The organism is Thalassotalea ponticola (assembly GCF_041379045.1).
Classification (GTDB): domain Bacteria; phylum Pseudomonadota; class Gammaproteobacteria; order Enterobacterales; family Alteromonadaceae; genus Thalassotalea_A; species Thalassotalea_A ponticola.
The window spans coordinates 2,957,338-2,981,059 of sequence record NZ_CP166871.1 but is presented as its reverse complement, the minus strand read 5'-3'; the positions used below and the strand labels follow the sequence as shown (position 1 = coordinate 2,981,059).

At 43.9% G+C, this 23,722-nt stretch carries 37 protein-coding genes; 29 read left to right on the top strand and 8 right to left on the bottom strand.

Annotation, left to right across the window (positions count from 1 at the left end):
* Window positions 1–223 precede the first annotated feature (223 nt).
* The 11 genes from rpsJ to rpsQ are packed head-to-tail and all read left to right on the top strand — an operon-like array spanning window position 224 to window position 5,172.
* A complete protein-coding gene (rpsJ, locus tag ACAY30_RS13115) occupies window positions 224–535 on the top strand; it encodes a 30S ribosomal protein S10 (RefSeq protein WP_115998799.1) in 312 nt (103 codons plus the stop codon).
* Window positions 536–551: 16 nt separating this feature from the next.
* Window positions 552–1,190 (top strand): 50S ribosomal protein L3, encoded by a 639-nt coding sequence (gene rplC / locus ACAY30_RS13110; protein ID WP_290252504.1) that lies wholly within the window; start codon window positions 552–554, stop codon window positions 1,188–1,190.
* A gap of 18 nt (window positions 1,191–1,208) precedes the next feature.
* Window positions 1,209–1,814, top strand: a complete 606-nt coding sequence (gene rplD, locus ACAY30_RS13105) for a 50S ribosomal protein L4 (RefSeq protein ID WP_290252505.1) — start codon at window positions 1,209–1,211, stop codon at window positions 1,812–1,814.
* Window positions 1,811–2,113 carry a 50S ribosomal protein L23 gene (gene rplW / locus ACAY30_RS13100; protein WP_290252506.1) on the top strand — a complete coding sequence of 101 codons (303 nt, stop codon included), beginning with the start codon at window positions 1,811–1,813 and terminating at the stop codon, window positions 2,111–2,113. The genes rplD and rplW overlap by 4 nt, the downstream gene beginning before the upstream one ends.
* Window positions 2,114–2,124: 11 nt before the next feature.
* On the top strand, window positions 2,125–2,949 hold the full coding sequence (gene rplB, locus ACAY30_RS13095) for a 50S ribosomal protein L2 (protein ID WP_290252507.1): 825 nt from the start codon (window positions 2,125–2,127) through the stop codon (window positions 2,947–2,949).
* A 28-nt stretch (window positions 2,950–2,977) separates the two neighbouring features.
* Complete coding sequence (gene rpsS / locus ACAY30_RS13090; RefSeq protein ID WP_290252508.1) at window positions 2,978–3,256, top strand: 30S ribosomal protein S19; 279 nt, start codon at window positions 2,978–2,980, stop codon at window positions 3,254–3,256.
* A gap of 11 nt (window positions 3,257–3,267) precedes the next feature.
* On the top strand, window positions 3,268–3,600 hold the full coding sequence (gene rplV, locus ACAY30_RS13085) for a 50S ribosomal protein L22 (protein ID WP_290252509.1): 333 nt from the start codon (window positions 3,268–3,270) through the stop codon (window positions 3,598–3,600).
* Window positions 3,601–3,611: 11 nt separating this feature from the next.
* Window positions 3,612–4,307: a 30S ribosomal protein S3 gene (gene rpsC, locus ACAY30_RS13080; RefSeq protein WP_290252510.1), complete on the top strand. Its 696-nt coding sequence runs from the start codon at window positions 3,612–3,614 to the stop codon at window positions 4,305–4,307.
* 12 nt (window positions 4,308–4,319) lie between these two features.
* Window positions 4,320–4,733: a 50S ribosomal protein L16 gene (gene rplP, locus ACAY30_RS13075; RefSeq protein ID WP_290252511.1), complete on the top strand. Its 414-nt coding sequence runs from the start codon at window positions 4,320–4,322 to the stop codon at window positions 4,731–4,733.
* Window positions 4,733–4,924, top strand: a complete 192-nt coding sequence (gene rpmC / locus ACAY30_RS13070; protein WP_290252512.1) for a 50S ribosomal protein L29 — start codon at window positions 4,733–4,735, stop codon at window positions 4,922–4,924. The genes rplP and rpmC overlap by 1 nt, the downstream gene beginning before the upstream one ends.
* The gene (gene rpsQ, locus ACAY30_RS13065; RefSeq protein WP_290252513.1) at window positions 4,924–5,172 is read left to right on the top strand and encodes a 30S ribosomal protein S17; all 249 of its coding nucleotides are present in this window, start codon (window positions 4,924–4,926) and stop codon (window positions 5,170–5,172) included. Before rpmC ends, rpsQ begins: the two co-directional genes overlap by 1 nt.
* A gap of 748 nt (window positions 5,173–5,920) precedes the next feature.
* Here the strand turns inward: rpsQ and ACAY30_RS13060 are convergent.
* A complete protein-coding gene (locus tag ACAY30_RS13060; RefSeq protein WP_371190286.1) occupies window positions 5,921–6,049 on the bottom strand; it encodes a DUF2892 domain-containing protein in 129 nt (42 codons plus the stop codon).
* Between the two features lie 702 nt (window positions 6,050–6,751).
* Here ACAY30_RS13060 and rplN point away from each other — a divergent pair.
* The 18 genes from rplN to ACAY30_RS12970 all read left to right on the top strand — a co-directional run bounded on the left by rplN (window position 6,752) and on the right by ACAY30_RS12970 (window position 16,685).
* Window positions 6,752–7,120, top strand: a complete 369-nt coding sequence (gene rplN, locus ACAY30_RS13055) for a 50S ribosomal protein L14 (protein ID WP_290252515.1) — start codon at window positions 6,752–6,754, stop codon at window positions 7,118–7,120.
* A 12-nt stretch (window positions 7,121–7,132) separates the two neighbouring features.
* Entirely contained in the window at window positions 7,133–7,447 is a 315-nt protein-coding gene (gene rplX, locus ACAY30_RS13050) for a 50S ribosomal protein L24 (protein WP_290252516.1), read from the top strand.
* A gap of 13 nt (window positions 7,448–7,460) precedes the next feature.
* On the top strand, window positions 7,461–8,000 hold the full coding sequence (rplE, locus tag ACAY30_RS13045; protein WP_290252517.1) for a 50S ribosomal protein L5: 540 nt from the start codon (window positions 7,461–7,463) through the stop codon (window positions 7,998–8,000).
* A gap of 11 nt (window positions 8,001–8,011) precedes the next feature.
* Window positions 8,012–8,317: a 30S ribosomal protein S14 gene (gene rpsN, locus ACAY30_RS13040; RefSeq protein WP_290252518.1), complete on the top strand. Its 306-nt coding sequence runs from the start codon at window positions 8,012–8,014 to the stop codon at window positions 8,315–8,317.
* A gap of 10 nt (window positions 8,318–8,327) precedes the next feature.
* Window positions 8,328–8,720 (top strand): 30S ribosomal protein S8, encoded by a 393-nt coding sequence (rpsH, locus tag ACAY30_RS13035; protein ID WP_290252629.1) that lies wholly within the window; start codon window positions 8,328–8,330, stop codon window positions 8,718–8,720.
* Window positions 8,721–8,731: 11 nt separating this feature from the next.
* On the top strand, window positions 8,732–9,265 hold the full coding sequence (gene rplF, locus ACAY30_RS13030; protein ID WP_290252519.1) for a 50S ribosomal protein L6: 534 nt from the start codon (window positions 8,732–8,734) through the stop codon (window positions 9,263–9,265).
* 9 nt (window positions 9,266–9,274) lie between these two features.
* The gene (gene rplR, locus ACAY30_RS13025; protein ID WP_290252520.1) at window positions 9,275–9,625 is read left to right on the top strand and encodes a 50S ribosomal protein L18; all 351 of its coding nucleotides are present in this window, start codon (window positions 9,275–9,277) and stop codon (window positions 9,623–9,625) included.
* A gap of 9 nt (window positions 9,626–9,634) precedes the next feature.
* Entirely contained in the window at window positions 9,635–10,138 is a 504-nt protein-coding gene (gene rpsE, locus ACAY30_RS13020; protein ID WP_290252521.1) for a 30S ribosomal protein S5, read from the top strand.
* Window positions 10,139–10,144: 6 nt separating this feature from the next.
* Window positions 10,145–10,324 carry a 50S ribosomal protein L30 gene (gene rpmD / locus ACAY30_RS13015; RefSeq protein WP_290252522.1) on the top strand — a complete coding sequence of 60 codons (180 nt, stop codon included), beginning with the start codon at window positions 10,145–10,147 and terminating at the stop codon, window positions 10,322–10,324.
* Between the two features lie 3 nt (window positions 10,325–10,327).
* Window positions 10,328–10,762 carry a 50S ribosomal protein L15 gene (rplO, locus tag ACAY30_RS13010; RefSeq protein ID WP_290252523.1) on the top strand — a complete coding sequence of 145 codons (435 nt, stop codon included), beginning with the start codon at window positions 10,328–10,330 and terminating at the stop codon, window positions 10,760–10,762.
* A 7-nt stretch (window positions 10,763–10,769) separates the two neighbouring features.
* Window positions 10,770–12,095 (top strand): preprotein translocase subunit SecY, encoded by a 1,326-nt coding sequence (gene secY / locus ACAY30_RS13005; RefSeq protein WP_290252524.1) that lies wholly within the window; start codon window positions 10,770–10,772, stop codon window positions 12,093–12,095.
* A 17-nt stretch (window positions 12,096–12,112) separates the two neighbouring features.
* Window positions 12,113–12,229: a 50S ribosomal protein L36 gene (rpmJ, locus tag ACAY30_RS13000; RefSeq protein ID WP_074496180.1), complete on the top strand. Its 117-nt coding sequence runs from the start codon at window positions 12,113–12,115 to the stop codon at window positions 12,227–12,229.
* Between the two features lie 142 nt (window positions 12,230–12,371).
* Window positions 12,372–12,728: a 30S ribosomal protein S13 gene (gene rpsM / locus ACAY30_RS12995; RefSeq protein ID WP_290252525.1), complete on the top strand. Its 357-nt coding sequence runs from the start codon at window positions 12,372–12,374 to the stop codon at window positions 12,726–12,728.
* 16 nt (window positions 12,729–12,744) lie between these two features.
* The gene (gene rpsK / locus ACAY30_RS12990; RefSeq protein WP_136736752.1) at window positions 12,745–13,134 is read left to right on the top strand and encodes a 30S ribosomal protein S11; all 390 of its coding nucleotides are present in this window, start codon (window positions 12,745–12,747) and stop codon (window positions 13,132–13,134) included.
* A 21-nt stretch (window positions 13,135–13,155) separates the two neighbouring features.
* A complete protein-coding gene (gene rpsD, locus ACAY30_RS12985) occupies window positions 13,156–13,776 on the top strand; it encodes a 30S ribosomal protein S4 (RefSeq protein WP_290252527.1) in 621 nt (206 codons plus the stop codon).
* 25 nt (window positions 13,777–13,801) lie between these two features.
* A complete protein-coding gene (gene rpoA / locus ACAY30_RS12980; RefSeq protein WP_290252528.1) occupies window positions 13,802–14,791 on the top strand; it encodes a DNA-directed RNA polymerase subunit alpha in 990 nt (329 codons plus the stop codon).
* A gap of 41 nt (window positions 14,792–14,832) precedes the next feature.
* The gene (gene rplQ / locus ACAY30_RS12975; RefSeq protein ID WP_290252529.1) at window positions 14,833–15,237 is read left to right on the top strand and encodes a 50S ribosomal protein L17; all 405 of its coding nucleotides are present in this window, start codon (window positions 14,833–14,835) and stop codon (window positions 15,235–15,237) included.
* A 545-nt stretch (window positions 15,238–15,782) separates the two neighbouring features.
* Complete coding sequence (locus ACAY30_RS12970; protein ID WP_290252530.1) at window positions 15,783–16,685, top strand: phosphoribulokinase; 903 nt, start codon at window positions 15,783–15,785, stop codon at window positions 16,683–16,685.
* Between the two features lie 348 nt (window positions 16,686–17,033).
* Here ACAY30_RS12970 and ACAY30_RS12965 read toward each other — a convergent pair whose 3' ends face one another.
* The 7 genes from ACAY30_RS12965 to ACAY30_RS12935 all read right to left on the bottom strand — a co-directional run bounded on the left by ACAY30_RS12965 (window position 17,034) and on the right by ACAY30_RS12935 (window position 23,695).
* Window positions 17,034–17,438 (bottom strand): OsmC family protein, encoded by a 405-nt coding sequence (locus ACAY30_RS12965; protein ID WP_290252531.1) that lies wholly within the window; start codon window positions 17,436–17,438, stop codon window positions 17,034–17,036.
* A 164-nt stretch (window positions 17,439–17,602) separates the two neighbouring features.
* Window positions 17,603–18,397, bottom strand: a complete 795-nt coding sequence (locus tag ACAY30_RS12960) for a DUF1338 domain-containing protein (RefSeq protein WP_290252532.1) — start codon at window positions 18,395–18,397, stop codon at window positions 17,603–17,605.
* 180 nt (window positions 18,398–18,577) lie between these two features.
* A complete protein-coding gene (gene astD / locus ACAY30_RS12955) occupies window positions 18,578–20,047 on the bottom strand; it encodes a succinylglutamate-semialdehyde dehydrogenase (RefSeq protein WP_290252533.1) in 1,470 nt (489 codons plus the stop codon).
* Window positions 20,048–20,060: 13 nt separating this feature from the next.
* A complete protein-coding gene (gene astA, locus ACAY30_RS12950) occupies window positions 20,061–21,074 on the bottom strand; it encodes an arginine N-succinyltransferase (protein WP_290252534.1) in 1,014 nt (337 codons plus the stop codon).
* Window positions 21,075–21,099: 25 nt separating this feature from the next.
* Entirely contained in the window at window positions 21,100–22,305 is a 1,206-nt protein-coding gene (locus ACAY30_RS12945) for an aspartate aminotransferase family protein (RefSeq protein WP_290252630.1), read from the bottom strand.
* Between the two features lie 392 nt (window positions 22,306–22,697).
* Window positions 22,698–23,036: a PilZ domain-containing protein gene (locus ACAY30_RS12940; protein WP_290252535.1), complete on the bottom strand. Its 339-nt coding sequence runs from the start codon at window positions 23,034–23,036 to the stop codon at window positions 22,698–22,700.
* A gap of 80 nt (window positions 23,037–23,116) precedes the next feature.
* Window positions 23,117–23,695, bottom strand: coding sequence for an aminodeoxychorismate/anthranilate synthase component II (locus ACAY30_RS12935; protein WP_290252536.1), 579 nt, complete (start codon window positions 23,693–23,695; stop codon window positions 23,117–23,119).
* Window positions 23,696–23,722: the final 27 nt, after the last annotated feature.

The following is a 23,722-nucleotide window of genomic DNA, read 5'->3' as shown; positions in this document are numbered from 1 at the left end:
CGCCGCCTCAGTGCGGAGTAGATACACAGTAATGAGTGTCTTGTAAAATAGAGCAACAACGGGGTGCCCTTGGTACTTGTTGCTGCGCCTATAATGGTTTACGCAGGCCTACAGCGACTCCGATTGGGAGTCGAATGAAAATAGCGGTACGCTCCCCACCTCACTATGGTGGAGATGAGTCGTACTTTGTTCGTTCTTTTTTTAATATTGGGGATTTGATTACATGTCAAATCAAAGAATTCGCATTCGTTTGAAAGCGTTCGATCATCGTTTGATTGATCAATCAACCGCTGAAATCGTAGATACAGCTAAGCGCACTGGTGCACAGGTTCGTGGTCCAATTCCACTTCCTACTCGCAAAGAGCGTTTCACTGTTTTGATTTCTCCACACGTAAACAAAGACGCTCGTGACCAGTACGAAATCCGTACTCACAAGCGTTTGATTGATATCGTTGAACCTACTGAAAAGACTGTTGATGCTCTAATGCGTCTTGATCTTGCAGCTGGTGTAGACGTTCAAATCAGCTTGGGTTAATAAGGGGAGTACAACTATGACTATTGGTTTAGTCGGACGTAAAGTTGGTATGACTCGTATCTTCACTGAAGATGGCGTTTCAATTCCAGTTACAGTCGTAGAAGTTGAAGCGAACCGCGTTGCTCAAGTTAAAACACTTGAAAACGATGGTTATCGCGCAATTCAAGTTACCACTGGTGCTAAGAAAGCTAACCGTGTAAACAAGCCAATGGCGGGTCACTTCGCTAAAGCTGGCATCGAAGCTGGTCGTGGTTTGTGGGAATTCCGTCTTAAAGACGGTGAAGGTGAAGATTTCGCAGCTGGCAGTGAGTTAACTGTTGAAGTTTTAAACGAGACCAAATTAGTAGACGTTACCGGTACCTCGAAAGGTAAAGGTTTCCAAGGTGGTATCAAGCGTTGGAATTTCCGTATGCAAGACGCTACTCACGGTAACTCTTTGTCTCACCGTTCAAACGGTTCAATCGGTCAGTGTCAAACACCTGGTCGTGTATTTAAAGGCAAAAAGATGTCTGGTCACATGGGTGCTGAGAAAGTTACTACTCAAAACCTTGAATTAGTTCGCGTTGACGCTGAGCGTAACTTGCTTCTTATTAAGGGCGCGTTACCAGGTGCTGTTAACGGTAACGTAATCGTTAAACCAGCTGTTAAAGCCTAACGTCTGAGGAGATTAGTGATGGAATTAGCATTAAAAGACGCGTCAGGCGCTCTTGAAGTTTCTGAAGCTACCTTTGGACGTGAGTTTAACGAAGCTCTAGTACACCAAGTAGTTGTTGCTTACGCAGCAGGTGCTCGTCAAGGTACTGTAGCTCAAAAGACTCGTTCTGAAGTTAGTGGCGGTGGCAAAAAGCCATGGCGTCAAAAAGGTACTGGCCGCGCACGTGCTGGTACAACTCGTAGCCCAATCTGGCGTACTGGTGGTGTAACTTTCGCAGCGAAGCCACAAGATCACAGCCAGAAGGTTAACCGTAAAATGTATCGCGGTGCGATCCAAAGCATCCTTTCTGAACTAGTACGTCAAGAGCGTTTAGTTGTTGTTAAGGATTTCGCGGTAGAGACGCCAAAAACAAAAGAATTAGTAGCTAAGTTAAAAGAACTTGAGCTTAAAGATGTGTTGATCGTTGCTGAAGAAGTTGACGAGAACCTATTCTTAGCGGCTCGCAACTTATACAAAGTTGACGTTCGTGACGTAGCTGGTATTGATCCAGTAAGCCTAGTTGGCTTCGAAAAAGTTTTGGTAACTGAAGCTGCAGTTAAGCAAATCGAGGAGATGTTAGCATGATCAACGAAGAACGTTTGTTGAAGGTGCTTTTAGCACCAAACATTTCTGAAAAAGCAACTGTATCTGCTGAAGCAAACAACACTGTTGTTTTCAAAGTAGCTACCGATGCAACTAAAGCAGAAATCAAAGCTGCCGTTGAAAAACTTTTCGAAGTTGAAGTAACTGGTGTTCGCACTCTAAATGTTAAGGGTAAAACCAAGCGCACAGGTATGCGCATGGGTCGTCGTAGCGATTGGAAAAAAGCTTACGTTACTCTTAAAGAAGGCAGCGACATCGACTTCGTTGGCGCTGAGCAATAGGAGATTGAGTAATGGCTATTGTAAAATGTAAACCTACTTCTCCGGGTCGTCGCCACGTTGTTAAGGTGGTAAACCCTGAGCTTTACAAAGGTAAGCCTTACGCGCCTCTTTTAGAGAAAAACTCTAAGTCTGGTGGTCGTAACAATACTGGTCGTATTACAGTTCGTCACGTTGGTGGTGGTCACAAGCATCACTATCGTTTGATTGACTTTAAACGTACTAAAGATGGTATCCCTGCGAAAGTAGAGCGTTTGGAATATGATCCAAACCGCAGTGCAAACATCGCACTTGTACTTTACGCAGACGGTGAGCGTCGTTACATCTTGGCTCCTAAAGGCCTGAAAGCTGGTGATACAGTGCAGTCTGGTGTAGATGCACCAATCTCTGCTGGTAACACTATGCCACTTCGTAACGTGCCACTAGGTTCTGTAATTCACGCAATCGAGCTTAAGCCTGGTAAAGGTGCACAAATCGCTCGTGCTGCGGGTACTTACGCACAGTTAGTAGCAAAAGATGGCGCTTACGTAACTCTACGTCTTCGTTCAGGCGAAATGCGTAAAGTTGAAGCTGAGTGTCGTGCGACATTAGGTGAAATCGGTAACGCAGAACACATGTTGCGTTCACTAGGTAAAGCGGGTGCAACTCGCTGGCGTGGTGTTCGTCCAACCGTTCGTGGTGTTGCGATGAACCCGGTAGATCACCCACACGGTGGTGGTGAAGGTCGTACTTCTGGTGGTCGTCACCCTGTATCTCCATGGGGCGTACCTACTAAAGGTTACAAGACTCGTAAGAACAAGCGTACTGACAAGTTCATCGTACGTCGTCGTACTAAGTAGTACTAATTTTTAATTAAGAGGAATTACCATGCCACGTTCTCTCAAGAAAGGTCCTTTTATTGACCTGCACTTGTTAACGAAGGTAGAGAAAGCTCTGGAAAGCGGGAACAAGAAACCTATCAAAACTTGGTCTCGTCGTTCAATGATCATCCCTTCGATGATCGGATTGACCATTGCTGTCCATAATGGCCGTCAACACGTTCCAGTATTCGTTACCGATGAAATGATCGGTCACAAGCTGGGTGAATTTGCACCTACTCGTACTTATCGCGGCCACGCTGCTGATAAGAAAGCGAAGAAAAGATAAGGGGAAATTAAATGGAAGCTATCGCTAAACATAAATTTGCCCGTGGTTCAGCTCAAAAAGCTCGTTTGGTTGTTGACCAAATCCGCGGTTTACATGTTGAGAAAGCTCTTGAAATTCTAGAATACAGCAACAAGTCTGCTGCTGTTCTAGTTAAGAAAGTTCTTAACTCTGCAATCGCTAATGCTGAGCACAACGAAGGTGCAGACATTGATGAACTATTCGTAAAAACCATTATGGTTGACGATGGTCCAACAATGAAACGTATTAAACCTCGTGCGAAAGGTCGCGCGGATCGTATCCTTAAGCGTACTAGCCACATCACTGTGGTTGTATCTGATAGCTAGGAGATATTCGAATGGGTCAGAAAGTACATCCTACCGGTATTCGCCTAGGTATCACTAAACCTTTCGCGTCTACTTGGTATGCAAATACTAAAGAATATGCAGCTAACATCAAAGGTGACCACGAAGTTCGTGCTTACCTAACTGAAGAGTTAAAGCGTGCATCTTTGTCGAAAATTGTTATTGAGCGTCCAGCTAAGTCTATTCGCGTAACTATCCACACTGCACGTCCAGGTGTTGTGATTGGTAAGAAAGGTGAAGACGTTGAGAAGTTACGTAAGAAAGTTTCTCAAATCGCTGGTGTACCTGCACAAATCAACATCGCTGAAGTTCGCAAGCCAGAAATGGATGCGCAACTAGTTGCAGACAGCATTGCGAGCCAATTAGAGCGTCGTGTTATGTTCCGTCGCGCAATGAAGCGTGCTGTACAAAACGCTATGCGTTTAGGTGCCAAAGGTATCAAAGTACAAGTTAGCGGTCGTCTTGGCGGTGCGGATATCGCACGTGCTGAGTGGTATCGTGAAGGTCGTGTACCATTACACACTTTACGTGCTGATATCGATTACGCAACAGCTCGTGCAGACACTACCTATGGTGTTATTGGTGTTAAAGTCTGGATCTTCAAAGGCGAAGTTATCGGTGGTATGCCTCTACAGGCTGAAGCACCAGCTAAGCCGAAGAGAAAAGGCAAAGGCAAGAGCAGTAAGTAAGGAAAGTAAGTCATGTTACAACCAAAACGTACTAAATTCCGCAAGCAGATGAAACTGCGTAACCGTGGTCTAGCTCACACTGGTAGCACTGTAAACTTCGGTTCGTTCGGTTTGAAATCTGTTGAGCGTGGTCGTATGACTGCTCGTCAAATCGAAGCAGCACGTCGAGCGATGACTCGTCACATTAAACGTCAAGGTAAAATCTGGATTCGTGTTTTCCCTGACAAGCCAATTACCAAGAAGCCTCTTGAGGTTCGTATGGGTAAAGGTAAAGGTGGCGTTGAGTATTGGGTTTGTCAAATCCAACCAGGTCGCGTTCTTTATGAAATGGAAGGTGTAAGCGAAGAACTTGCACGCGAAGCATTTGCTTTAGCAGCTGCTAAACTTCCTTTCAAAACAACTTTCGTAACTCGTAAGGTAATGTAATGAAAGCTAGTGAACTAAAAGATAAAAGCATTGAAGAGCTTAATGCTGAATTGCTAAGTTTATTGCGCGAACAGTTTAACTATCGCATGCAAGCAAGCACTGGTCAGCTAGCTCAAACGCATTTGCTACGTAACGTACGTCGCGATATCGCACGTGTTAAGACAATCCTAAATCAGAAGGCGGCTTCATAATGAGCGAAACTATTCGTACTCTACAAGGCACCGTTATCAGTAACAAAATGGACAAGTCTATCACTGTACTGATTGAGCGTCGTGTTAAGCACCCTATCTACGGTAAGTTCATGGTTCGTTCAACTAAGTTGAAAGCACACGATGAAGCTAACGTATGTAACGAAGGTGATGTAGTAACAATTCGTGAATGTGCTCCTATTTCAAAAACTAAGTCTTGGACTTTAGTTGACGTTGTAGAAAAAGCATAATTTCAGATTGTTGTTAAAGCTGTAAAAAGGGTTCCCTCGGGAGCCCTTTTTGTTTTTATGAATAGGCTAGGAAAATATCTAAGTTCTTACAACAAGCTTGTTGAAATGCACATTCATTGAATGTGGCAACACCTCAGGTTTCAAAAACTAAGTCTTGGACTTTAGTTGACGTTGTAGAAAAAGCATAATTTCAGATTGTTCTTAAAGCTGTAAAAAGGGTTCCTTCGGGAGCCCTTTTTGTTTTTATAAATAGGCTTGGAAAATATCTAAGTGCTTACAACAAGCTTGTTGAAATGCACATTCATTGAATGTGGCAACACCTCAGGTTTCAAAAACTAAGTCTTGGACTTTAGTTGACGTTGTAGAAAAAGCATAATTTCAGATTGTTCTTAAAGCTGTAAAAAGGGTTCCTTCGGGAGCCCTTTTTGTTTTTATAAATAGGCTTGGAAAATATCTAAGTGCTTACAACAAGCATGTTGAAATGCACATTCATTGAATGTGGCAACACCTCAGGTTTCAAAAACTAAGTCTTGGACTTTAGTTGACGTTGTAGAAAAAGAAGAACAGCTTATCTCCATATAAGCTGCCCTGCAGGTCGCTATGCGCTTATAAGTTGTTCCAGACAACTTGTTAATTTAAGATTGTTCTTAAAGCTGTAAAAAGGCTCCTCACTGGAGCCCTTTTTGTGCTATCAAGTACTAATGACCTGTACTCACGGTGCTAGAAATAATACTTTCGACTGATGGCATCAGTGTCTTCCACAAGTATTCATTCCTAGCACACGATAGACTGGACAAAATTTAAAGATACCGGTAAGTAAAGGTACTATGCCTATGTATCCCCAGGATGGGCCGTAAGTAGCCGCCCAACAAATCATAACCAAGCCAACAACGATGCGCATCACTCTGTCGACGATCCCTACATTGCTTCCCATACTGTCTCTCCTATCTCACATTCAGCGTTAACTAGCTCAGTTCTATCCGTCTAACTCTCGCGACGTGTAACCGCTTTTGAACTAATCGTTTGGTTGTTTGTTACTCATTATTATGTATAGCAAAACATTAGTGAGATAGGAAAGTGTTGGCGGCTAATAGCACGCGCGCCGTGGTACCCATATTGAATCGCACGTATTGCCCATCTTTGCGCAACTGAACGCAGTAACCACGTAAGTGCTATTTACTGACTAGACACCAATCTCGGTTACATTTTTTAAACACAAAAGGGGTGTATAAAATTTGTACGATATCGTTGGTTAAATTATAATCGTGCCGCGCTTGGGGAATGAGATTATTTTAATCGAACTGTCGAGCTTCATAAGTTCAGTGGTACGCATTGACTTAGTAACAATTTGTAATTGCTGTTTGTGTTTTTTATTAAGGTAAATCAGACAGTTAATATTTGAATCTGGTAACAAGTTTTTAACTTTTTAGGCTTTGTCTGAAATTTTGTTTAAATAAAGTACCACTTTTACATTTGTAGTGTTATAATCTCGCGCCCATTCACTCTAAGTGGATGGATTTTAAGGCAGTGAAAGACTAGTTAATTAGTCTTGAATTTTAACATAAGCGGAGCACATAAAATGATCCAAATGCAATCACAGCTAGACGTTGCTGATAACAGCGGCGCTCGACGCGTGCAATGTATAAAGGTTCTAGGTGGCTCGCACCGTCGCTATGCTGGCATTGGTGACATCATTAAGGTTTCTGTTAAAGAAGCTATTCCTCGCGGTAAAGTGAAGAAGGGTGATGTACTAAACGCGGTAGTGGTGCGCACTAGAAAAGGCGTTCGTCGTCCAGATGGCTCAGCCATCCGTTTCGATGGTAACGCGGCTGTAATGTTGAACACCAACTTACAACCAATTGGTACTCGTATTTTCGGGCCTGTGACACGTGAACTTCGAACTGAAAAGTTCATGAAGATCGTATCACTAGCTCCAGAAGTACTATAAGGAGTCTATGAAATGGCCTCTAAAATTCGTCAAAATGACGAGGTAGTAATCCTAGCTGGTAAAGATAAGGGCAAAAGTGGCAAAGTCACTAAAGTTCTTACAGCTGAAGGTAAAGTTTTCGTTGAAGGCATCAACCTAGTAAAGAAACACCAACGTCCTGTTCCTCAAATGAACATCGCTGGTGGTATCGTTGAAAAGGAAGCTGCTATCGACGTATCTAACGTTGCGATTAAAAACCCTGCTACTGGCAAGGCTGATCGCGTAGGTTTTAGAATTGAAGACGGCAAAAAAGTTCGTTTCTTCAAGTCTAACAACGAATTAGTTTAATTTGGAGTAAACGATGGCGAAACTGCATGATTTTTACAAAGATACAGTTGTTGCTGAACTGACCAAAGAGTTCGGATACAAAAGTGTCATGCAAGTCCCTCGAATTGAGAAGATCACGCTAAACATGGGTGTTGGTGAAGCTATTTCTGACAAGAAAGTGCTAGACAACGCTGTAGCTGATCTTGCTGCAATCTCGGGTCAAAAGCCTCTAGTGACTAAAGCACGCAAATCTGTTGCTGGCTTTAAGATCCGTGAAGGCTACCCTATTGGTGCAAAAGTAACTCTACGCGGCGAGCGCATGTGGGAATTCTTTGAGCGCTTAATCTCAATTTCAGTTCCTCGTATCCGTGACTTCCGTGGCTTGAACCCTAAATCGTTCGACGGCCGTGGTAACTACAGCATGGGTGTGCGTGAGCAAATCATATTTCCTGAAATCGACTACGATAAAGTAGATAAAATTCGCGGTATGGATATCACTATCACTACTACTGCGGGTAACGATGCGGAAGGTCGTGCTTTGCTGACTGCCTTTAACTTCCCGTTTAAGAAATAAGGTGTAGAGTAATGGCTAAATCATCAATGAAAGCACGTGAAGCAAAGCGTGCAAAATTAGTAGCCAAGTACGCTGAAAAGCGTCGTGCACTAAAAGATATCATCTCAAACGTAAACTCTTCTGACGAAGAGCGTTGGGATGCAGTGTTAAAACTACAAACTTTACCACGTGATTCAAGCAGCAGCCGTCAACGTAACCGTTGTACTGTTACTGGTCGTCCACACGGTTACTTGCGTAAGTTCGGCTTAAGCCGTATCAAGTTACGTGAAGCAACCATGCGTGGTGAAGTACCTGGTCTTAAGAAAGCAAGTTGGTAAGGAGTAAGCGATTATGATGACTGATCCTATCGCGGATATGTTCACACGCATCCGTAACGGTCAATCTGCAGCTAAAGTTGCAGTAACTATGCCATCTTCAAAGCTGAAAGTTGCTATTGCAAACTTGCTTAAAGAAGAAGGTTACATTAACGATTTCAACGTAATCGAAGGCAAAAAGCCTGAGTTATCTGTTACTTTGAAATATTTTGAAGGTAAAGAAGTAATCGAAACTATCAAGCGTGTTTCACGCCCAGGTCTTCGCGTATACAAAGGTAGCAACGATCTACCACAAGTATTAGCAGGTCTAGGTATCGCTATCGTTTCAACTTCTAAAGGTCTAATGACTGACCGCGCTGCACGTAATGCAGGTTTAGGCGGTGAGATCATCGGTATCGTAGCGTAAGGAGCAAGAATATGTCTCGTGTTGCAAAAGCACCTGTGGCTGTACCTGCTGACGTTACTGTTACGTTATCTGGTCAAGACATCACAGTTAAAGGTCCAAAGGGCGAATTATCTCGCACTATCAACAGCCTTGTTAACGTTGCTCATGAAGAGAACGAAATCAAAACTGTTGTAGCTGAAGAGTCAAAAGCTGCTTGGATGCAAGCCGGTACTGCTCGCGCACTTATCAACAACATGATTGTTGGTGTGAGCCAAGGCTTTGAAAAGCGCTTAATTCTTAACGGTGTTGGTTATCGTGCAAACGCTGCTGGTCAAACGTTAAACCTAGCTTTAGGTTTCTCTCACCCAGTAGAACACGCAATTCCAGCTGGCGTTAAAGTTGAAACTCCTAGTCAAACTGAAATCGTACTTACTGGTGCTGATAAGCAGGTGATTGGTCAAGTTGCTGCGAACATTCGTGCGTACCGTAAGCCTGAGCCTTATAAAGGTAAAGGTATTCGTTACTCAGACGAAATCGTTCGTCGTAAAGAAGCTAAGAAGAAGTAGGGTAATACAATGGATAAGAAAACATCTCGTTTACGTCGTGCTAAGCGCACGCGTGCTAAAATCAGCGAGTTGGGTGCGAATCGCTTAGTTGTACACCGTACTCCTCGTCACATTTACGCTCAACTTATCACGGCTGACGCTCAAGTTGTTGCATCTGCATCAACTCTTGACAAAGAAATCCGTGAGCAAGTTAAAGCAACTAGCAATAAAGAAGCTGCTGCTGCTGTAGGTAAAGCTATTGCAGAACGCGCTGCTGCTAAAGGTATTGAATCAGTAGCTTTCGATCGTTCAGGTTTCTTATACCACGGTCGCATTCAAACTCTAGCTGAAGCAGCTCGTGAAGCTGGCCTTAAATTCTAGGAGTAGATAATGGCTAATGTAGAAAACACACAACAAAGTGAATTTGCTGAAAAGCTAATCGCTGTTAACCGCGTATCAAAAGTGGTTAAAGGTGGTCGCATCTTCAGTTTCACTGCACTAACAGTAGTTGGTGACGGTAATGGCCGTGTTGGTTTTGGTTACGGTAAGGCACGTGAAGTACCTGCTGCAATCCAAAAAGCAATGGAAAAGGCTCGCCGTAATATCGTAAACGTTGACCTTAAAGGTACTACTTTACAGCACGCTGTTAAAGGTAAGCACTCAGGTTCTAAAGTTTACATGCAACCTGCATCTGAAGGTACAGGTATCATCGCCGGTGGTGCGATGCGTGCCGTACTAGAAGTTGCTGGCGTACAGAACGTATTGTCAAAAGCATACGGTTCTACTAACCCAATTAACGTTGTTCGCGCTACCATCGGCGCTTTAGCTGGCATGAAGTCACCTGAAGCAGTTGCTGCTAAGCGTGGTAAGAGCGTTACTGACATTCTGGGGTAATGAACAATGGCTAAGACTGTTAAAGTAACTCAAGTTAAAAGTTCAATCGGTCGTCTTCCGACTCACCGTGCAACTTTAAAAGGTTTAGGTTTACGTCGTATCAATCATACTGTAGAGTTAGAAGATACTCCATCAGTACGCGGTATGATCAACCTAGTGCGTTACATGGTTAAGGTGGAGGACTAAACAATGCATTTAAACACATTATCCCCTGCACCTGGTTCTAAATCAGCTAAGAAGCGTGTTGGTCGTGGTATTGGTTCTGGCCTAGGTAAAACTGGTGGCCGTGGTCACAAAGGTCAGAAGTCTCGTTCTGGCGGTGGTGTACGCCCTGGTTTCGAAGGTGGTCAAATGCCACTTAAGCAACGTTTGCCTAAGTTTGGTTTTACTTCACGTAAGTCTTTAGTTCGCGCTGAAGTTCGCTTACACGAGTTAAACACAATGACTGCAGATGTTGTTGACATTCACGCGCTTAAGGAAGCAGGCATCATCTCACGCAACATGGAAACAGCTAAGATCATGTTGTCTGGTGAGATCACCCGTAAGATTACGGTTCGTGGCCTTGCAGTAACAAAAGGTGCACGTGCAGCAATTGAAGCTGCCGGTGGTACAGTAGAGGAATAGTACAAAAATGGCTAAACCAGGAATGGAAAACAAGGCTCAAGGCGGTTTGTCTGAGCTTAAACAAAGATTGTTGTTCGTACTCGGAGCGCTTATCGTGTTTCGTTTAGGATCATTTGTACCAATCCCTGGTATTGACGCCGCTGTACTAGCTCAGTTGTTTGAACAACAAAAGGGCACCATCGTAGAAATGTTTAACATGTTCTCCGGTGGTGCACTTGAGCGAGCCTCTGTATTGGCACTTGGTATTATGCCGTACATTTCAGCCTCGATTATCATGCAAATCTCGACTCACGTCGTACCGAGCATGATGGAATTGAAGAAAGAGGGTGAAGCTGGACGTCGTAAGATCAGCCAATACACACGCTACGGCACACTGCTTCTGGCAACAGTTCAGTCGATAGCGATTGCGAAAAGTTTACCTGGTATGATGCCTGGTCTTGTGGTTAACGCAGGCTTTGGCTTCTACTTTACCGCAGTAGTTTCGTTAGTAACCGGCACCATGTTCTTAATGTGGTTAGGTGAGCAAATTACAGAGCGCGGTATCGGTAATGGTATCTCAATCCTTATTTTCGCTGGTATTGTTGCAGGCATGCCATCAGCAGTTGGTCAAACTGCAGAAATGGCGCGTCAAGGTGAACTGCATCCACTAGCATTATTGTTGATTGGTGGTATCGTTGCTGTTGTAACCTGGTTTGTGGTATTTGTTGAGCGCGGCCAACGCCGCATTGTGGTAAACTATGCTAAACGCCAACAAGGTCGTAAAGTATTTGCCGCTCAAAGCACGCATTTACCGTTGAAAGTAAACATGGCGGGTGTAATCCCACCTATCTTTGCTTCAAGTATTATCTTGTTCCCTGGAACCATCGCGAGTTGGTTCGGTCAAGGTAGTGGCCCGGTTGCTGATTTCTTGCAAGAGATTTCTCTGGCAATGTCACCAGGTCAACCACTGTATGTAATGCTATATGCTGCAGCAATAATCTTTTTCTGCTTTTTCTACACGGCGCTTGTTTTCAACCCGCGTGAAACAGCAGATAATTTGAAGAAATCTGGTGCGTTTATCCCAGGCATTCGTCCTGGTGAGCAAACCTCTAGGTATATTGATAAAGTAATGACCCGCTTAACATTAGCTGGGGCTCTATACATTACTTTGATTTGTTTGGTTCCTGAGTTCATGATGATATTTATGGACGTACAATTCTACTTCGGTGGAACGTCTCTACTCATTATTGTGGTAGTAATTATGGACTTTATGGCGCAGGTACAAACTCATTTGATGTCACATCAATATGACAGCGTACTGAAGAAAGCCAATCTTAAAGGCTATGGTCGATAAGACCAGCGGAGTATAAAATGAAAGTTCGTGCATCCGTTAAAAAGATTTGCCGTAACTGTAAAGTTGTTAAACGTGCAGGTGTTGTTCGCGTAATTTGCAAGACCGACCCTAAGCACAAGCAACGTCAAGGTTAATCGCTTAATCTTTTATTCAAGTGTCACAAGTTGTAAAATAGTGCAATTTGTGACACTTTATATTGCAAATAAACTGCTGGTTGAGTATCCTTACGGGCTTTTCAACCGGTTTCTTTTAACCTAAATTATAGGAGATGTGTTAGTGGCCCGTATCGCTGGCATTAACATCCCTGATCGTAAGCATGCAGTAATTGCCCTTACTGCTATCTACGGTATCGGTGCAACCCGCGCAAAAGCTATCTGTGCGGCAACTGGTATCGCTGAAGATACTAAGATCAGTGAATTAGACGAAGCTCAAATCGATTTGCTTCGTAACGAAGTGGCGAATTTTACCGTTGAAGGTGACTTACGTCGTGAAGTATCAATGAACATCAAGCGTCTGATGGACCTTGGCTGTTTCCGTGGTTTACGCCATCGTCGCAGTCTTCCTCTACGTGGTCAACGCACTAAGACTAATGCGCGTACCCGTAAAGGTCCTCGTAAGCCGATTAAAAAGTAGATCGAGGTAATTAGACATGGCTAAAACACCAACTCGCGCACGTAAGCGCGTTAAAAAGCAAGTTGCTGATGGCATGGCTCATATCCATGCTTCTTTCAACAACACAATCGTAACTCTAACTGATCGTCAAGGTAACGCGTTATCTTGGGCAACAGCTGGTGGTTCAGGTTTCCGTGGTTCACGTAAGTCTACTCCATTTGCTGCACAGGTTGCTGCAGATCGTGCTGGTAAAGCCGCACAAGAGTTTGGTTTGAAGAATATTGAAGTGTTCGTTAAAGGTCCAGGTCCAGGTCGTGAATCTGCAATCCGTGCCTTAAATGCTGCTGGTTTTAAAATCACCAACATCACTGACGTAACACCTATTCCTCATAATGGTTGTCGTCCACCTAAGAAACGTCGCGTTTAATAGGTAAGTTGGAGAAAGAAAATGGCAAGATATTTAGGTCCTAAGCTAAAACTTAGCCGTCGTGAAGGTACCGACTTATTCCTTAAGTCTGGTGTTCGCGCGATCGATACTAAATGTAAAATCGAAACTATTCCGGGTCAGCACGGCGCACGTCGTGGTCGTTTATCTGACTACGGTGTTCAGCTTCGTGAGAAGCAAAAAGTTCGTCGTATGTACGGCGTTCTTGAGAAACAGTTCCGTAATTACTATAAAGAAGCTGCTCGTCTAAAAGGTAACACAGGTGAAAACTTGCTACAGCTTTTAGAAAAGCGTTTAGACAACGTAGTTTACCGTATGGGTTACGCGTCAACTCGCGCAGAAGCTCGTCAGCTAGTTAGCCACAAGGCTATCATGGTTAACGGTAAAGTTGTTAACATTCCATCTTTCGCTGTTAAGGCAGACGATGTGGTCTCTATTCGTGAAAAAGCAAAATCTCAAGCGCGTATTGTTGCTGCTTTAGAACTTGCTGAGCAACGTGAGAAGCCAGTCTGGGTTGAAGTTGATGGTAAGAAAATGGAAGGTACGTTCAAGCGTATTCCTGACCGTTCTGACCTATCAGCAGAAATTAACGAACAGTTGATTGTCGAGCTTTACTCGAAATAAAGCTGAACTTTAAGAGAGGACAATAATGCAGGGTTCTGTAACCGAATTCCTTAAGCCGAAATTGGTTGGTATTGAAAATGTATCGCCAACTCGTGCCAAGGTAACTTTAGAACCACTTGAACGTGGTTTTGGTCATACTTTAGGTAACGCACTACGTCGTATCCTTCTTTCATCTATGCCTGGTTGCGCAGTGACTGAAGTGGAAATTGATGGTGTATTGCACGAATACAGCTCTAAAGAAGGTGTTCAAGAGGACATCATCGAGATCTTGTTGAACCTAAAAGGTTTGGCTGTTGGTTTAGAAGGCAAAACTGAAGCAGTTTTAACTTTAACTAAGTCGGGTGAAGGCCCTGTAACGGCAGCTGATATTCAGCACGATGGCGATGTTAGTATTGCTAATCCTGAGCACGTTATCTGTACACTTACAGGTGACGGTTCGATCAGCATGCGCATCAAAGTAGAAATGGGTCGTGGTTATGTACCTGCTTCTGTGCGTCGTAATGCCGAAGAAGAGGAGCGCGCAATTGGTCGCTTACTAGTTGACGCTTCTTTTAGTCCTGTTCATAGAATTGCTTATGACGTTGATTCAGCTCGTGTTGAACAGCGTACTGATTTGGATAAGCTTGTTATCGATATGGAAACTAACGGTACGTTAGATCCAGAAGAAGCTATCCGTCGTGCGTCAACCATCCTTGCTGAGCAATTAGATGCATTTGTTGACTTACGTGACGTTAAAGAAGAAGAAGTTAAGGAAGAAAAACCTGCTTTTGATCCTATTCTTCTGCGTCCAGTTGACGATCTAGAATTAACAGTTCGTTCAGCTAACTGTTTGAAAGCAGAAGCGATTCAGTATATTGGTGACTTAGTACAGCGTGCTGAAGTAGAACTTCTTAAAACACCAAACCTTGGTAAGAAGTCTCTAACTGAAATCAAAGACGTATTGGCGTCTCGTGGTCTATCTCTAGGTATGCGCCTAGAAAACTGGCCACCAGCTAGCATTGCTGATAACGACTAAGTCGATCACATTAATAGTTTATAGAGAAGAAGGATTAACTTATGCGCCATCGTAAAAGCGGTCGCCAGTTAAACCGTAATAGCAGTCATCGTCAAGCGATGTTCCGCAATATGGCAAGTTCTCTAGTTAAGCACGGTACAATCAAAACTACTGTTGCTAAAGCTAAAGAATTACGTCGCGTTGTTGAGCCACTAATCACATTGGCTAAAACTGATAGCGTTGCAAATCGCCGTTTAGCGTTTGCTCGTACCCGCGACCAAGAAGTAGTAGGTTTATTATTCAACGAACTTGGTCCTCGTTACCAAGAGCGTCCAGGTGGTTACACTCGCATCCTTAAATGCGGTTACCGTACTGGTGATAAAGCACCTATGGCTTATATCCAGCTTGTTGACCTACCAGCAGTTGAAGAGACTGTTGAAGTAGAAGAAACTTCAGCTGAAGCATAATTGCAATATAAGATGTGAAAAAGGAGCCTAAGGGCTCCTTTTTTTATTTCTTAATTTTAGAGTGGTTAAAACCGCTACGTTCTTTGTGAAGTCAATACTCACGTATAACACCACACCTCGTATTTACTTGCCGTGAACATATCAATGTTTCCTCGCTCTATGTTGCTTAGCGTTAGAAAAGTAGCGTCCTCTCCACCATAAAGCTTTCATCCATGAACCTGCTGGCATTGGTATTTCCCTGCACGTCATCACCATAAACTACTCACCCATGAATCTGCTGGCATTGGTATGTCCCTATACGTCACCACCATAACGCATTCATCCCTGAATCTGCTGGCATTTGTATGTCCCTATACATCATCCCATCACGTTTTTCGATTTCAAGGATTCAGGAGGTAGAGCAACGCATTGAGCAGATGCCGAGGATGTGATCTCTTTAAATCCCGTTGTGGTTTAGATGTTTAAACTCCTGCAAATCGCTCAAACCTTGACCCGTCAGCCAATTCGCCGTATAACAGTAGGTCTGTTAACTTTTTTTAAACATCATGTCTGAACGCAACCCTATTATTGCGGTTACTGGATCATCCGGTGCCGGCACATCAACGACTTCTGAAGCATTTGCCCATATGTTTCGGTCGCTTGATATCCGTGCAGCGATGGTCGAGGGTGATAGTTTTCACCGATTCTCACGACCGGAGATGGAACTCGAGCGTCGCAAAGCAAAAAGCGAAGGCCGTTCGGTGAGTTATTTTGGTGACGTAGCCAATGATTTTGGTGCCTTAGAGCAACTGTTTCGCGATTTTGGCGAGAAGGGTGAGGGTACCATGCGTCGTTATTTACACACCTTTGACGAAGCGGTGCCATATAATCAAATGCCTGGCACGTTCACTCCTTGGGAGTCAATTGGGGCCGATAGTGACTTATTGTTTTACGAAGGTTTACACGGGGGCGTGGTAACTGAACAAAACGATGTGGCAAAGCACGTTGATCTATTAATTGGCTTGGTACCGATTGTCAATTTGGAGTGGATTCAAAAAATCATTCGCGATACGAGCCGACGTGGCCATTCTAGAGAAGCAGTCAGTGATAGCATTGTCAATTCAATGGATGACTATTTCAACTTTATCACACCTCAGTTTTCACGGACTCATATCAATTTTCAACGGGTGCCAACCGTTGATACCTCTAATCCATTTTCCGCGAAAGCCATCCCAACCGCCGATGAGAGTTTTGTCGTTATTCGTTTTCGCGAAAAGAAAAACGTCGATTTCCCATATTATTTGCGGATGATTGATGGCGCATTTATGTCGCGTATAAACACGCTTGTGGTACCGGGGGGTAAAATGGGTTTAGCTATGGAGCTAATATTAACCCCGTTGATAGAGCAACTCATGGAAAAAAAGCAACTTGCTAACCAGCAAATGGACTGGATGCAAACCTACCGTTGATTGGGGTGTTGCGATGCCACCACGTTGCATCTCTAAGGCGTGACATTGGGTTTAAGCGCCCTTGTAAGGTCCATGTTACTCGTTATCAACGATAAGCGCGATAAGAGTGCTAGCGACGCTCTATTGCACTCTAAGGCGAGCGCTGGAGTACTAGTGTTACCCTTATTGCGGTTTTATTAGAATGCGAGTATGCGCAGAACAGGGTTTATTTTTATATAAGCGTATAATCCGCCATTAAGTGGGGATGTTCTGTTACGAGGGGATACCGTAGTAATTGGCGCGACGTCGTTGGCAAGCGCAGATAACTTGTCGCTAATAGATTAGCGACAAGTTGTAGATAGAAGTTGATTAGGCACCAACAATCTCAAAGTCGTGAGTAATATTCACCGTGTTGTTAAGCATTAGAGCAACAGAGCAATACTTATCGGCAGATAGTGCTACAGCTCGTTCAACGTGCTTAGCTGATACATCGTGCCCTGTAATTACAAAATGCAGGTGGATATCAGTAAACACTTTTGGTGTGCTTTCAGCTCTGGTTCCCTCAAGGTGAACGACACATTGAGTCACTTGTTGGCGAGCTTTTTCTAGAATACTAACCACATCAACTGACGAGCAGCCACCTAATGACAGTAGTACGTTTTCCATTGGGCTTACTGCTGTGGCACCACCATTGGCGTCCATTAACATGCTATGACCACTATCAGATGTGCCCATAAAGGTGTTATCGCCTACCCATTTAACTTGTGCTTTCATATACACTCCTTTTAATTTGTCGGCTTATTCTAACTGACACTAAGAATTTAACAAGGCGCTTGCATAGCGATTAGTTTTTACATGTGGCCAAGTGTTAAATACTCGAGAAAGTGACAGTTAAAAAAAAGTGAACCCAAGGTTCACTTTATTCGGCTACCAGAGGTTTAGTTGTTAGTACTTTCGAAAATCTTATCCGCTGACGCTGCGACAAAACCGGTGTAAAGTTTTCCGTCATTCATCGGATAACGTTTGGCGAATTCGTAAAAACAGCTTGGGATACTTGTGGTTACGTCGGTAAATGCAACATCGGCTTTATCAGCCATCGTCGATGATTGCTCGAGCATCACACTCGCATCACCTTTTATTTCACCACCTGAACTATTTAGCTCAAAACCACCGTCTTTAATTGCTTGGTTAACTTGTTCAATGTTTTCGTAGTTGGCTAAGTGATTGATGCTTACTGTGAAATGGTTCGCTCTAAAGCCCCATGCAGCAAGCCACGCAGCATATTCACTCTCGCTCGCTAATTGTTGGTATTCTTTAAAGCTGATATCCCAGCTACGGCCAGCGTAGAGGATGCTTGCATCATTCATTGCATCAGCGTCAATATCATCAACAATGCGCTTAATGATCTGCTGTGCTTGAGCTGATAATTGCTCAACCAATAATTCGCTGATAAATACTTTTGGTAATGTATCGTCAGCGTGTTCAAAGTGTTTGGCGTAAAGCTTTTTCGCTTCAAAATGGTATTCGCCACACTCGCGGTAGCCTAACTTAAGCAAATGTTGTGCTAGCTTGTCTAAGTTTACTTTATCTAAATTGAAGGTGCGGTAGGCAACGTGGTCATTAATGATATCGTGACCATTACCCAGTAATTGATGTACTTGCTTTGCAGATGGCGTTACTTCAAGATATTGTTGCCAAATGTTGGCGAATAATTGTTTTACTTCGTTACTCATAGTTATCCCCATATATCACCGCAATGTGGTGTTATTGTTAAGTAGGCGAAGAGGCTCTGGTGAGTTAATGCGAATTAACAGACGAAGGAGAGCGCCTTCGCCTGTTGTTTTATAGGTTATCAACCGCTTTGAAAAAGCCGGGTTTGATACTAGCGACTTGCAGTTGGTAACTTAACTTCATTAAATGCTCAGTCCAGGGCTTAAGCTTTCAGGCAAGCTAACTTTTTCGGCTTCAACAGAGGCAACTGGGAATGCACAATAGTCAGCAGCGTAGTAAGCACTCGCTCTGTGGTTGCCGCTGTCACCAATGCCACCAAATGGTGCTGCGCTGCTTGCACCAGTAATCGGCTTGTTAAAGTTAACAATACCTGCACGGATGCGCTTAAAGAAGTGTTGGTAAGTTGCTTCACTATCACTTAATAAGCCCGCTGATAAACCAAAACTAGTGTTGTTGGCTTGATCAATCGCTTGGTCTAAATCGCTGTAGCGGTAAACTTTAAGCAGCGGACCAAAGTGCTCTTCATCGGGAAGGTTAGTTACCTCGCTTACATCGATGATGCCCGGTGTAACAAAACCGGTTTCAGCATTTGGTTGGGTTAATTCAACCAACACTTTGCCGCCTAATTCAATGATTTTTTGTTGCGCTGCAACCATACCTGCTGCCGCTTTTGCACTGATCATCGAACCAATAAACGGTTGCTGCTCATCATCGTAGTAACCTACTTTAATCGCTTTAGTTGCGGCAATTAGTTTAGTCAAAATGGCATCGCCGTTGGCGTCGTCTTTTAAGAATAAGCGACGCGCACAAGTACAACGTTGACCCGTTGAAATAAACGCAGACTGGATAATATCGTGTACAGCCGCGTCAACGTCAGCCACATCACTCACGATGAGCGGGTTATTACCACCCATCTCTAGGGCTAAGATTTTACCAGGCTGACCAGCAAACTGTTGGTGTAACAACTTACCAGTGGTTGAGCTACCGGTAAAGAATAAGCCGTCGATTTCAGGGTGTGATGCAAGGGCTTTGCCGGTTTCAACTTCACCTTGAACTAAGTTAATAACGCCGTCAGGTAAGCCTGCTTGTTGCCAAAGCTTCATGGTAAGCTCGGCAACCATAGGTGTTAGTTCTGAAGGTTTAAATACCACGGTGTTACCAGCAATAAGTGCAGGTACAATGTGACCATTAGGTAAGTGACCTGGAAAGTTGTATGGACCAAATACGGCGACAACACCGTGAGGCTTGTGGCGAATAAACGCTTTTGCACCCGGCATTGGGTTTTCAACGGTACCGGTGCGCTCATTATAGGCTTTAATCGAGATGTTCACTTTACCGATCATGGCACCTGCTTCGGTACGGGTCTCCCAAAGTGGCTTACCGGTTTCTCGAGCAATCGCGATTGCCATCTGCTCTTTATTTTCAGTTAGCACGTCTAAGAAGCGATTGATGATGGCAAGGCGTTCGTCAACGGTTAAGAACCCCCAGCTTTCAAACGCCTTCCGCGCGCTGTGAATAGCGTTATCGACTTGCTCTGGCGATGCGCTTTTTCCCTGCCATAAGGTCTCATTGGTCGCAGGGTTTAGTGATTGCATCGAAGTGCCTTGTCCTGCAAGCCACTGGCCATTTATAAATTGTACTAATTGAGTCATAAGTTCCTCTAATTTAGCTGTTTGCTAGGCGAACAGTATCGCCTTCACCGACTTGCAGAGCATCCGCTGTCGCGGCGTTAATGGTGACTGTGTTACTGTCTTCATCGATGGCAACATCTTGGAAAACCGCTCTAAAGTCTTGAATTTTGGTATTGATTATCATCGTTCGCTGACCGGCATGAGGCTCGCCAATGGAGACCGTCATCTTGCGTGAACGGCGAACGGTTTTAATCGCGTCAAGCTCGCATTCAACAGTTGGTCCGGCGTCAAAAATGTCGACATAACCCCGATTTACAAAACCTTCACCTTCTAATAAACGCAGGGCAGGTAGTGTATTATCGTGTACTTTACCAATAACCGCTTGTGCGTCTTTGCTCAGTAAGCTGACATAAATGGGGTACTTGGGCATTAACTCGGCAATAAACTCTTTCTTACCAATGCCGCTTAAGTAGTCTGCAGTTGGAAAGTCCATTGAAAAGAAATGCTCTTCTAGCCACTGCCAAAACGGCGACTTACCATTTTCATCAGAGACGCCGCGCATTTCTGCTATAACTCGGTGGTTAAAGCGTTGCTGGTGCTCGGCTAGGAATAAAAATCGAAATTTCGACAAGAAACGACCGTTGTTATTGGCGCGATATGACTCGCGTAAATACAAGGTACATATTTCAGTAGCACCAGTGTAATCATTGTTGAGGGTTAAAATATCGACATTGTTGTAGATATTTAACTCGCGTGATGAGTGCACGACTTTGCCTAAGTGATAGTGATAAAACGCATCGTTTAAGCCAACCGCAGCCTCGATACCACTGGTACCAACAACTTCGCCTGTGGCGGTATCTTCCATGACAAATAAATAGCCTTCATCACCTTCAATTTGATCGCGATGGAAGGCTTGATTAGCACGACTGATACGGTTAACCAGCAGTTCTTCGTTGACCGGCAAGCTAGTAAATCCATGTCCCGATTCAACAGCAATTTGATGTAGCGCTTCGTAATCACTGCTGCGAATTGGCCTGATAATAATCATAGTATCGTCCTAGTGTTGAGTAGCATTAACCGTTTACGATTGTGTTGACCGCCTTTTCAAAACGATCCATCCCCTCTAGGATGTCAACTTCAGGAATAATAAGCGATGGTGCAAAGCGAACAATGTTCGCGCCCGCTACGAGGGTCATCAGACCTTGTGCCATAGCCGCATTTAAGAAGTCTTTACCGCGACCTTGGTATTGTTCGTTTAGCACGGCACCGATCAATAAGCCCTTACCGCGAATTTCACTAAATACGTTGTATTTGTCGTTGATCTTCTGCAACGCTTGCTTAAAAATCTGCTCTTTTGCTTGAACGCCGGTTAATACCGCTGGATCGTTAACGGTATCAAATGCCGCTTCTGCTACAGCACAGGCCAGCGGGTTACCACCGTATGTACTACCATGTGTACCAATTTTTAAATGCTTAGCAAGCTCAGTTGTCGTTAACATTGCGCCAATCGGGAAGCCACCACCGAGTGCTTTAGCTGTGGTTAAGATATCAGGTGTAACACCCAGGCCCATGTAAGCATATAAGTCGCCGGTACGACCAACACCCGTTTGTACTTCGTCAAAAATAAGCAATGCATTGTGCTTGTCACACAACGCACGAACGCCTTCAACAAATTCTTGAGTCGGTGATACGATGCCACCTTCACCTTGCAGTGGCTCCATCATTACCGCACAGGTATTGTCACTGATCAGGGCTTCAAGCGACGCTAGGTTGTTGTATTCTGCGTGATCAATCGCACCCGGCTTAGGGCCGAAGCCATCCGAGTAAGCCGCTTGGCCACCAACGGTTACGGTAAAAAAGGTACGGCCGTGGAAGCCTTGTTTGAACGAAATAATTTGCGACTTGTGTTCACCGTGAACCTCTAATGCCCAACGGCGAGCCAATTTTAGGGCTGCTTCGTTAGACTCGGCACCCGAGTTGGCAAAATACACTTTTTCTGCAAACGTATTATCAACGAGTTTTTTAGCTAAGCGCAATGCTGGTTCATTGGTCATTACATTTGATAAATGCCATAGCTTTTCGCCCTGTGATTTTAAAGCTTCAACTAGCGCTGGATGGCAGTGACCCAAACAGCTTACCGCGATGCCACCAGCAAAGTCGATCAGTTCATTATTATTTTGGTCCCATACTCGAGAGCCTTTACCTCTTACTGGAATAACTGCTGACGGTGAATAGTTAGGCACCATCACATCATCAAATAATTCGCGATTTACTGAAATTTGCTCAGTCATGTTCGAAATCCTCATTGAAAAATCAAAGTTAGTGAACCTTGTTATTTGCTAATAAACTTTTGTTTGTGGGCGGTTCAGCTAAAAAAGTGCCAACATTATCGCAGAATATAAGCGAGTTGTCTTTAGCCAATCGCGCTGGACATCAATGAAAATAAGGGGTTGGCGAGTTTTATTCATTTTCGTTGCATAACTATTATGAGCTTTTTAAACACATAATTGTGGATTACAAGGTAAAAGTTTTGTTGGTTTAGTGTTTCATTGATTTTAGCGGGCTGTTGGTTAAATGCTATGAATGTTTTAGGGGAGGGTAGGTCAATAACGAGTTGATACTAGTTATGCTGACGTATTTAGCGACCACAAGCGATGACAGTGGCAGAGCTCTACGCTTGCTGGTCTAGTATGCGGGTTAACAATTCAAGGTGCTCATCGCTCAATTGAATAAATTTACAGCCAAGCAAAAACTCGTCATGCGATTGTCGCCGGTTAACGATGAGGCGACATCGAAATGGCAATGAGTCATATGTGTCAAACAAGATGTCAAAGTGGATTGGTCGTGTTTGCTGTTTCAGTAAGTGGTCAACGAGTTCTTTGTTGGCCGCAATTTGGATGCCAGACATCGATAGATTGGTGCTGGTTGTATCAAAGCGCTGTTGTTCGGGGTCGGCTAACAAACGGATGCTCGCGTGTATATTTTTGCGCGGGTGTAGTCTGGCTTCCATGGAAATCATTTTTCTAGTTGTTATTTTTCAATCATAACTTAAGTTGTGAAATTATCAAAATAACGCAAAATTTCAGTGAGTTAAATTGACAAGAAGTTATCTAATAATTGATGACCCTGTTCTGTTAACACCGACTCGGGATGAAATTGCACTCCCATGATAGGCAGGGTTTTGTGTTCAAGGGCCATAATTTCATCCATTTCACCGTTGGCGTCCTCGGTCCAAGCGGTAACGTGTAAACAAGTCGGTAACGACTGTTTGTTGACGACAAGCGAGTGATAGCGAGTGACCTGCAGTGGCTGGTTCAAGTTCGCAAATAAACCGTGACTATTATGGCTCACCAACGATGTTTTACCGTGCATTACCTGGCGGGCTCGTTCAACCACTGCGCCAAAGTGTTGGGCTATGCACTGGTGTCCTAAGCACACGCCTAATATCGGCAATTTGTCTTTAAAGTGATCAATGATGTCGAGTGACAGACCTGCTTTATCTGGGTTGCAGGGGCCGGGCGAGATAACAATTCTATCCGCATTCATGCTGATAATATCAGCAATGCTAACTTCATCATTGCGGACCACGACAACGCGTTCGTTTAAATGCTCAAAATAGTGGACTAAGTTATACGTAAACGAGTCGTAGTTATCAATCATCAATAACATGCATGGTTCCAAATAAATTGTCGGGTT

What these genes read in the sequence shown, in the direction of transcription:
- rpsJ (WP_115998799.1), top strand. Translation starts at nt 224, where the DNA reads ATGTCAAATCAAAGAATTCGCATTCGTTTGAAAGCGTTCGATCATCGT.
- rplC (WP_290252504.1), top strand. Translation starts at nt 552, where the DNA reads ATGACTATTGGTTTAGTCGGACGTAAAGTTGGTATGACTCGTATCTTC.
- rplD (WP_290252505.1), top strand. Translation starts at nt 1,209, where the DNA reads ATGGAATTAGCATTAAAAGACGCGTCAGGCGCTCTTGAAGTTTCTGAA.
- rplW (WP_290252506.1), top strand. Translation starts at nt 1,811, where the DNA reads ATGATCAACGAAGAACGTTTGTTGAAGGTGCTTTTAGCACCAAACATT.
- rplB (WP_290252507.1), top strand. Translation starts at nt 2,125, where the DNA reads ATGGCTATTGTAAAATGTAAACCTACTTCTCCGGGTCGTCGCCACGTT.
- rpsS (WP_290252508.1), top strand. Translation starts at nt 2,978, where the DNA reads ATGCCACGTTCTCTCAAGAAAGGTCCTTTTATTGACCTGCACTTGTTA.
- rplV (WP_290252509.1), top strand. Translation starts at nt 3,268, where the DNA reads ATGGAAGCTATCGCTAAACATAAATTTGCCCGTGGTTCAGCTCAAAAA.
- rpsC (WP_290252510.1), top strand. Translation starts at nt 3,612, where the DNA reads ATGGGTCAGAAAGTACATCCTACCGGTATTCGCCTAGGTATCACTAAA.
- rplP (WP_290252511.1), top strand. Translation starts at nt 4,320, where the DNA reads ATGTTACAACCAAAACGTACTAAATTCCGCAAGCAGATGAAACTGCGT.
- rpmC (WP_290252512.1), top strand. Translation starts at nt 4,733, where the DNA reads ATGAAAGCTAGTGAACTAAAAGATAAAAGCATTGAAGAGCTTAATGCT.
- rpsQ (WP_290252513.1), top strand. Translation starts at nt 4,924, where the DNA reads ATGAGCGAAACTATTCGTACTCTACAAGGCACCGTTATCAGTAACAAA.
- ACAY30_RS13060 (WP_371190286.1), bottom strand. Translation starts at nt 6,049, where the DNA reads ATGATTTGTTGGGCGGCTACTTACGGCCCATCCTGGGGATACATAGGC.
- rplN (WP_290252515.1), top strand. Translation starts at nt 6,752, where the DNA reads ATGATCCAAATGCAATCACAGCTAGACGTTGCTGATAACAGCGGCGCT.
- rplX (WP_290252516.1), top strand. Translation starts at nt 7,133, where the DNA reads ATGGCCTCTAAAATTCGTCAAAATGACGAGGTAGTAATCCTAGCTGGT.
- rplE (WP_290252517.1), top strand. Translation starts at nt 7,461, where the DNA reads ATGGCGAAACTGCATGATTTTTACAAAGATACAGTTGTTGCTGAACTG.
- rpsN (WP_290252518.1), top strand. Translation starts at nt 8,012, where the DNA reads ATGGCTAAATCATCAATGAAAGCACGTGAAGCAAAGCGTGCAAAATTA.
- rplF (WP_290252519.1), top strand. Translation starts at nt 8,732, where the DNA reads ATGTCTCGTGTTGCAAAAGCACCTGTGGCTGTACCTGCTGACGTTACT.
- rplR (WP_290252520.1), top strand. Translation starts at nt 9,275, where the DNA reads ATGGATAAGAAAACATCTCGTTTACGTCGTGCTAAGCGCACGCGTGCT.
- rpsE (WP_290252521.1), top strand. Translation starts at nt 9,635, where the DNA reads ATGGCTAATGTAGAAAACACACAACAAAGTGAATTTGCTGAAAAGCTA.
- rpmD (WP_290252522.1), top strand. Translation starts at nt 10,145, where the DNA reads ATGGCTAAGACTGTTAAAGTAACTCAAGTTAAAAGTTCAATCGGTCGT.
- rplO (WP_290252523.1), top strand. Translation starts at nt 10,328, where the DNA reads ATGCATTTAAACACATTATCCCCTGCACCTGGTTCTAAATCAGCTAAG.
- secY (WP_290252524.1), top strand. Translation starts at nt 10,770, where the DNA reads ATGGCTAAACCAGGAATGGAAAACAAGGCTCAAGGCGGTTTGTCTGAG.
- rpmJ (WP_074496180.1), top strand. Translation starts at nt 12,113, where the DNA reads ATGAAAGTTCGTGCATCCGTTAAAAAGATTTGCCGTAACTGTAAAGTT.
- rpsK (WP_136736752.1), top strand. Translation starts at nt 12,745, where the DNA reads ATGGCTAAAACACCAACTCGCGCACGTAAGCGCGTTAAAAAGCAAGTT.
- rpsD (WP_290252527.1), top strand. Translation starts at nt 13,156, where the DNA reads ATGGCAAGATATTTAGGTCCTAAGCTAAAACTTAGCCGTCGTGAAGGT.
- rpoA (WP_290252528.1), top strand. Translation starts at nt 13,802, where the DNA reads ATGCAGGGTTCTGTAACCGAATTCCTTAAGCCGAAATTGGTTGGTATT.
- rplQ (WP_290252529.1), top strand. Translation starts at nt 14,833, where the DNA reads ATGCGCCATCGTAAAAGCGGTCGCCAGTTAAACCGTAATAGCAGTCAT.
- ACAY30_RS12970 (WP_290252530.1), top strand. Translation starts at nt 15,783, where the DNA reads ATGTCTGAACGCAACCCTATTATTGCGGTTACTGGATCATCCGGTGCC.
- ACAY30_RS12965 (WP_290252531.1), bottom strand. Translation starts at nt 17,438, where the DNA reads ATGAAAGCACAAGTTAAATGGGTAGGCGATAACACCTTTATGGGCACA.
- ACAY30_RS12960 (WP_290252532.1), bottom strand. Translation starts at nt 18,397, where the DNA reads ATGAGTAACGAAGTAAAACAATTATTCGCCAACATTTGGCAACAATAT.
- astD (WP_290252533.1), bottom strand. Translation starts at nt 20,047, where the DNA reads ATGACTCAATTAGTACAATTTATAAATGGCCAGTGGCTTGCAGGACAA.
- astA (WP_290252534.1), bottom strand. Translation starts at nt 21,074, where the DNA reads ATGATTATTATCAGGCCAATTCGCAGCAGTGATTACGAAGCGCTACAT.
- ACAY30_RS12940 (WP_290252535.1), bottom strand. Translation starts at nt 23,036, where the DNA reads ATGGAAGCCAGACTACACCCGCGCAAAAATATACACGCGAGCATCCGT.
- ACAY30_RS12935 (WP_290252536.1), bottom strand. Translation starts at nt 23,695, where the DNA reads ATGTTATTGATGATTGATAACTACGACTCGTTTACGTATAACTTAGTC.